The sequence below is a fragment of the Acinetobacter stercoris genome (assembly GCF_900323515.1).
In the GTDB taxonomy this organism is placed as follows: domain Bacteria; phylum Pseudomonadota; class Gammaproteobacteria; order Pseudomonadales; family Moraxellaceae; genus Acinetobacter; species Acinetobacter stercoris.
Genome location: NZ_OOGT01000235.1, coordinates 1 through 5640 on the forward strand (window position 1 = coordinate 1; position 5640 = coordinate 5640).

5 protein-coding genes are annotated in these 5640 nt (G+C 38.5%); 3 read left to right on the forward strand and 2 right to left on the reverse strand.

The window, feature by feature from the left end:
• Positions 1–202: 202 nt before the first annotated feature.
• Positions 203–2356, forward strand: a complete 2154-nt coding sequence (fadB, locus tag KPC_RS17375) for a fatty acid oxidation complex subunit alpha FadB (protein ID WP_121975601.1) — start codon at positions 203–205, stop codon at positions 2354–2356.
• Positions 2357–2368: 12 nt separating this feature from the next.
• Positions 2369–3541: an acetyl-CoA C-acyltransferase FadA gene (gene fadA, locus KPC_RS17380; RefSeq protein WP_121975602.1), complete on the forward strand. Its 1173-nt coding sequence runs from the start codon at positions 2369–2371 to the stop codon at positions 3539–3541.
• 194 nt (positions 3542–3735) lie between these two features.
• Here the strand turns inward: fadA and KPC_RS17385 are convergent, their stop codons facing one another.
• A complete protein-coding gene (locus KPC_RS17385; RefSeq protein ID WP_121975603.1) occupies positions 3736–4377 on the reverse strand; it encodes an RBBP9/YdeN family alpha/beta hydrolase in 642 nt (213 codons plus the stop codon).
• A gap of 76 nt (positions 4378–4453) precedes the next feature.
• Here KPC_RS17385 and KPC_RS17390 point away from each other — a divergent pair, with 76 nt between their 5' ends.
• Positions 4454–4822, forward strand: coding sequence for a MerR family transcriptional regulator (locus tag KPC_RS17390; RefSeq protein WP_121975604.1), 369 nt, complete (start codon positions 4454–4456; stop codon positions 4820–4822).
• Positions 4823–5067: 245 nt separating this feature from the next.
• Here the strand turns inward: KPC_RS17390 and KPC_RS17395 are convergent, their stop codons facing one another.
• Positions 5068–5556, reverse strand: a complete 489-nt coding sequence (locus KPC_RS17395) for a hypothetical protein (protein WP_121975605.1) — start codon at positions 5554–5556, stop codon at positions 5068–5070.
• Between the last annotated feature and the right edge of the window lie 84 nt (positions 5557–5640).

Below are 5640 nucleotides of genomic sequence, written 5' to 3' on the forward strand. Positions count from 1 at the left end.
TTCTAAAATATATCTATAGAGCCTAAGTTTAATTTTTGATAACAAAAAAATTAATGACCCTTGCGTCACGGCTTGATACAACTTGTTAGGTTCTTTTTGGATATAGTTATCGTAAGATTAGCGAAGCAAAAAATGTGTAGGACACAGACACATTCGCTTCAAAACATCAACTTAGAAGTCCTCCAAAAAAGGAGATCAGGGCATGATCCACGCTGGCAATGCCATTACCGTCCAAATGCTTTCGGACGGAATCGCAGAATTCCGCTTTGACTTACAAGGTGAGTCTGTCAATAAATTTAACCGTGAAACTCTTGAAGACTTTAAAGCTGCAATTGCCGCTGTTAAAGCTGATAGTTCTATTAAAGGTTTGATCGTTACCTCTGCAAAATCAACATTTATTGTTGGTGCAGACATCACCGAGTTCGGTGAAAACTTCGCCAAAGGTGAACAAACGATCGTAGAATGGGCTAAGCCAGTTCATGATATTTTCAACAGTTTTGAAGACCTCGATATTCCTAAAGTTGCCGCAATCAATGGTATCGCGTTAGGTGGTGGCTTCGAAATGTGCCTAGTTTGTGACTATCGTGTAATGTCAGATAAAGCACAGGTTGGCTTACCAGAAGTTAAACTAGGAATCATACCTGGCTTTGGTGGAACAGTTCGTTTAAGCCGCGTAATTGGTATCGACAATGCAATTGAATGGATTGCAACTTCAGCATCAAAACGCCCTGCTGCTGCACTCAAAGATGGTGCTGTAGATGCAGTAGTTTCAGCAGATAAATTAACTGATGCCGCAATTGATCTTGTTAAACAGGCGATTTCAGGTCGCCTAGACTGGAAAGCTAAACGCCAAGAAAAGCTTGAGCCTGTAAAATTAGACACATTAGAACAAATGATGGCGTTTAACTCGGCAAAAGGTGTAGTTCTTGCAAAAGCAAATCCTGCTCAGTATCCTGCTCCAAAACTATTAATTGATTCTCTCCAGGCATCATCAACACTTTACCGTGATGCTGCTTTGGATGCAGAAGCTCAAGCATTTGCAAAAGCAGCTGTTACACCTCAAGCTGGTGCTTTGATTGGTCTATTCTTAAACGACCAGGTTGTAAAAAAAGCATCGAAAAAACATGAAAAAGGTGCACATCCTGTAAATCAGGCAGCTGTTTTAGGTGCTGGTATCATGGGTGGTGGTATTGCTTATCAGGCTGCAAGCAAAGGTACACCAATCATCATGAAAGATATTGGTAATCCACAACTTGCACTCGGTATGTCAGAAGCAAATAGCTTGTTAACTAAACAAGTTGAGCGTGGTCGCCTTAAACCAGCTCAAATGGGTGAAACGCTTGCACGTATCCGTCCATCTTTAAGTTATGACGAATTTAAAGAAGTGGATATCGTGATCGAAGCGGTAACTGAAAATCCTAAAGTTAAAGAAATTGTACTTGCTGAAACTGAAAAATCAGTTCGTGAAAATACGATTTTGGCTTCAAATACATCAACGATTTCGATCACCCGTTTGGCTAAAGCATTGCAACGCCCAGAAAATTTTGTGGGTATGCACTTCTTTAACCCGGTACATATGATGCCACTTGTAGAAGTAATCCGCGGTGAAAAAACTTCTGAAGAAGCAATTGCAACTACTGTTGTTTTAGCTCAAAAAATGGGTAAAACACCGATCGTTGTAAACGACTGCCCAGGGTTCCTGGTCAACCGTGTATTGTTCCCTTACTTTGGAGCATTCGACCTTCTTCTTAAAGATGGCGCAGATTTCCAGCAAATCGATAAGGTGATGGAAAAATTCGGCTGGCCTATGGGCCCTGCATACCTTATGGATGTTGTTGGTATTGATACTGGCGTTCATGGTGCTGAAGTGATGGCTGAAGGCTTCCCTGACCGTATGAAACCTGACTATAAAGGGTCTATCCAGTCCATGTACGAAGCTAAACGTCTAGGTCAAAAGAACGATGTAGGTTTCTACAAATACGAACTCGACAAAAAGGGCAAGAAAGCAAAAACTGTTGATCCAACAGCATATGAAGTGATTGCACCAGTTGTAACAGGTGAAAAGCGTGAGTTTGATGCTCAGGAAATCATTGATCGTATGATGCTTGCTTTCTGCAACGAAACAGTTCGTTGCCTAGAAGACAATATCGTTGCAACTCCTTCTGAAGCAGATATGGCAATGATCATGGGTGTAGGTTTCCCTCCATTCCGTGGTGGCCCATGCCGTTATATCGATCAAACTGGTGTAGCTGAATATGTTGCGCTTTGCAATAAATACGCTCACTTAGGTAAAGCATACGAAGCGCCAGAATTGTTGAAAGACATGGCTGCTAATAACAAAAAATTCTACGGTTAAGGAGCAACGTGAATGGCTACTTTAAATCCACGCGACGTTGTGATTGTTGATGGCGTTCGCTCTGCCATGGGCAAATCTAAAAACGGTATGTTCCGCAATGTTCGTGCTGACAGTTTGTCTGCAGAATTGGTTCGTGCTTTGGTTGCTCGTAACCAGTTTGATGTAAATGAAGTTGAAGATGTGATCTGGGGATGTGTAAACCAGACGCTAGAACAAGGTATGAATATCGGTCGTAATATCGTGTTATTGGCTGATTTACCCAAAACTGTCGCAGGTCAAACAGTGAACCGCCTTTGTGGTTCTTCTATGCAGGCAATCCATACAGCGGCTGGGCAAATTGCAACAAACCAAGGTGATGTATTTATCATCGGTGGTGTTGAGCATATGGGCCACGTAGGCATGATGCATGGTATCGACCTGAACCCAGAAGCTTCTAAACACTATGCAAAAGCATCTAACATGATGGGCTTGACTGCTGAAATGTTAGGTCGTATGAATGGCATTACTCGTGAAGAACAAGATGCTTTTGGTGTTGAATCACATAAACGTGCTTGGGCAGCAACTCAAGCAGGTCGTTTCAAAAATGAAATCGTTGGTGTTGAAGGTCATGATGCAAATGGATTCAGAATCCTTTGCGACATCGATGAAGTGATTCGTCCTGATGCAAATCTTGAAGCATTTAAAGCACTACGACCTGTGTTTGACCCTAAAGGTGGTACTGTAACAGCAGCAACTTCATCTGCTCTTTCTGATGGTGCATCTGCAATGTTACTTATGTCTGCTGAACGTGCTCAATCACTTGGTTTGAAACCCCGTGCCGTGATTCGTTCAATGGCTGTTGCAGGTTGTGATGCTGCGATCATGGGTTATGGTCCTGTACCTGCAACTCAAAAAGCACTTAAACGTGCTGGTTTGTCAATCTCGGACATCCAAACTGTTGAGCTAAATGAAGCATTTGCTGCACAAGGTTTATCAGTGCTTAAAGGTCTAGGGCTATATGACAAGCAAGACATCGTAAACCTAAACGGTGGTGCTATTGCACTTGGTCACCCACTTGGCTGTTCTGGTGCACGTATCACGACAACATTGTTAAATGTCATGGAACAGCAAGATACACAGATCGGTCTTGCAACGATGTGTATTGGTCTTGGTCAAGGTATTGCAACCATTATCGAACGTGTTTAACTCTTAAATGTTTTGAAAAATCCTCGCTTTATGCGGGGATTTTTTTCTATAAAATAAATATGATATGAATCATCAATGCAAAGTAAAATTTACTCTCAAGCATGCATTGCCTAATTTTACCAATCACTTTACAAAAGTTGTAGAAGAACATACTTAACAACATTTATGGTGCTTGTCTTTTAAAGTAATGTTTTTTATTTTGATAATAAACCTGTTAAGTAATGCTCTAACTGTGCAAAATCACGGTAACCATCCGTAGCTAAAAAGTGCCCTGCATTATGAATCACGGTATATGGGAAATTCAGTTGCTTGGCAAACTGCTGACTATATTCTGCTGGAACAATCGGATCATTATCAGAAATAAACATCCGTGTATTTTTCATCTTTCTAAAATATTCTGGCTGAATCTGACTTTCATCAACAAATTTATCCAACTCAGAAAAACCTGGTATTTTTTGATTAAACCCTGAAACTAAAGTAATGCCTCCAACCTGATCTACTTTATGCCTTTCCAAAAATTTTAATAAAGTAATACTACCTAAACTATGTGCAATAAAATAAGTATTCTGATCAATATGTTGAATATTTTGATCAAGTGTTTTCTGCCATTTTGAAGCATCTGGATGTTTTGAATCAGGGAAAGAAATCAATGTTACTCGTGTATTTTTATTTTCCAGTTTCTTTTTTAAAGCCCGAAACCAGTGATCATTTATCGAAGCAGAATAACCATGCAAAATGTAAACATGGCGATTATCTTCAAGTGTTCTATTTTTTTTCTGCGCATATACCAACGATGATAGTGAAAGGATTATTAAAGATATCAATAGCTTTTGCATAATCAATTACCCAATATTTTGTATAAATAAGCATCATGCTAAACTATGACAGTACTGTACGGGTCAAGAGAAAATTATGAATCTAGCAAAAGTCTCGAGACTTACACAAATAAGTCCCAGAATGCTTAAATATTATGAAGAAATTGGCCTGATTACTCCTATTCGAACTACAAATAACTACCGTTCGTATAGTCAGGATGACATTAAAAAAATTAATAAAATCAAAATATTAAATGATGCAGGCATGAATTTAAAAGACATCCATGAACTGTTACCCTGCTTTGATTTAGATAAACAGGTTTTTAATTTATGCCCTATTGTAAAAGAAAAACTAAACCAAGAGATCATACATGTAGAAGATCACCTAAAAAAGCTGGAAAAATCATATCAGTTATTGCAATCCTTTTTAAATAAAGGGAAACATGTAGATCAAGAAACCATCTAGCAGGTCAAATGATCAAATATTTATTTAATTAGAAAAAATANAATGATTTCTTTCACGCACCAGAATAAAAATATCCAACAGCAGATGAATATTATAGTTTATCCCATGCGTATTGCCGTGATTTTACTGTATTTAATATTGATTGGAATATTGTGGTTCATCACCTATATCTTTCAACAGAAATAAAACTCATTAGTTTAAATAGGTAAATCTCCCTCGATCACTACAAATAAGCTATAAATAAGCTATTTCGGCTGCCACTTGTCCCCAAAAAATTTCATCATTGCTTCATTATCAATATTCATTTTTATCGTACCATTACGGAAACCATCGACATTATTTCGATCAATGCCCAGTGGTTTTAGTATTTGAAACAAACCACTGGTCGGGTCAGAAGATTGTAATCCTGAAGCTACTGCCAAAACATATTGTTGCAACGCAGGTGATAAACCACTCATATCAGGTTGCTCTGCTTTCGGCTGAAAATTTATCGGAGTTATAATATCGTTAACACCAATATTCTGTATGTCTTGCTCGCCTTTTTGAATATGGTGTTGTAAAGCTTTACGTACAGTTTTATCTTCCTGATAAGGAACAAAACCAACTTCTTCCCGTAACTCAGAATCGGCCATAACCTTGATTGTTGGTAATGATGCTACTTCCTCTGCCTGAGCTGATGCTAGATAGAGCAAGCAAAGTGTCATGATAAATATCGGGTTTTTTATATATTTCATATACCTAATCCTAAAATTAATCATCACGCAAATGATTCGATAAAATTAAAGTATCTTTTTATTAGGCTATACCATTATATTCAT

What these genes read in the sequence shown, in the direction of transcription:
- KPC_RS17395 (WP_121975605.1), bottom strand. Translation starts at nt 5,556, where the DNA reads ATGAAATATATAAAAAACCCGATATTTATCATGACACTTTGCTTGCTC.
- fadA (WP_121975602.1), top strand. Translation starts at nt 2,369, where the DNA reads ATGGCTACTTTAAATCCACGCGACGTTGTGATTGTTGATGGCGTTCGC.
- KPC_RS17390 (WP_121975604.1), top strand. Translation starts at nt 4,454, where the DNA reads ATGAATCTAGCAAAAGTCTCGAGACTTACACAAATAAGTCCCAGAATG.
- fadB (WP_121975601.1), top strand. Translation starts at nt 203, where the DNA reads ATGATCCACGCTGGCAATGCCATTACCGTCCAAATGCTTTCGGACGGA.
- KPC_RS17385 (WP_121975603.1), bottom strand. Translation starts at nt 4,377, where the DNA reads ATGCAAAAGCTATTGATATCTTTAATAATCCTTTCACTATCATCGTTG.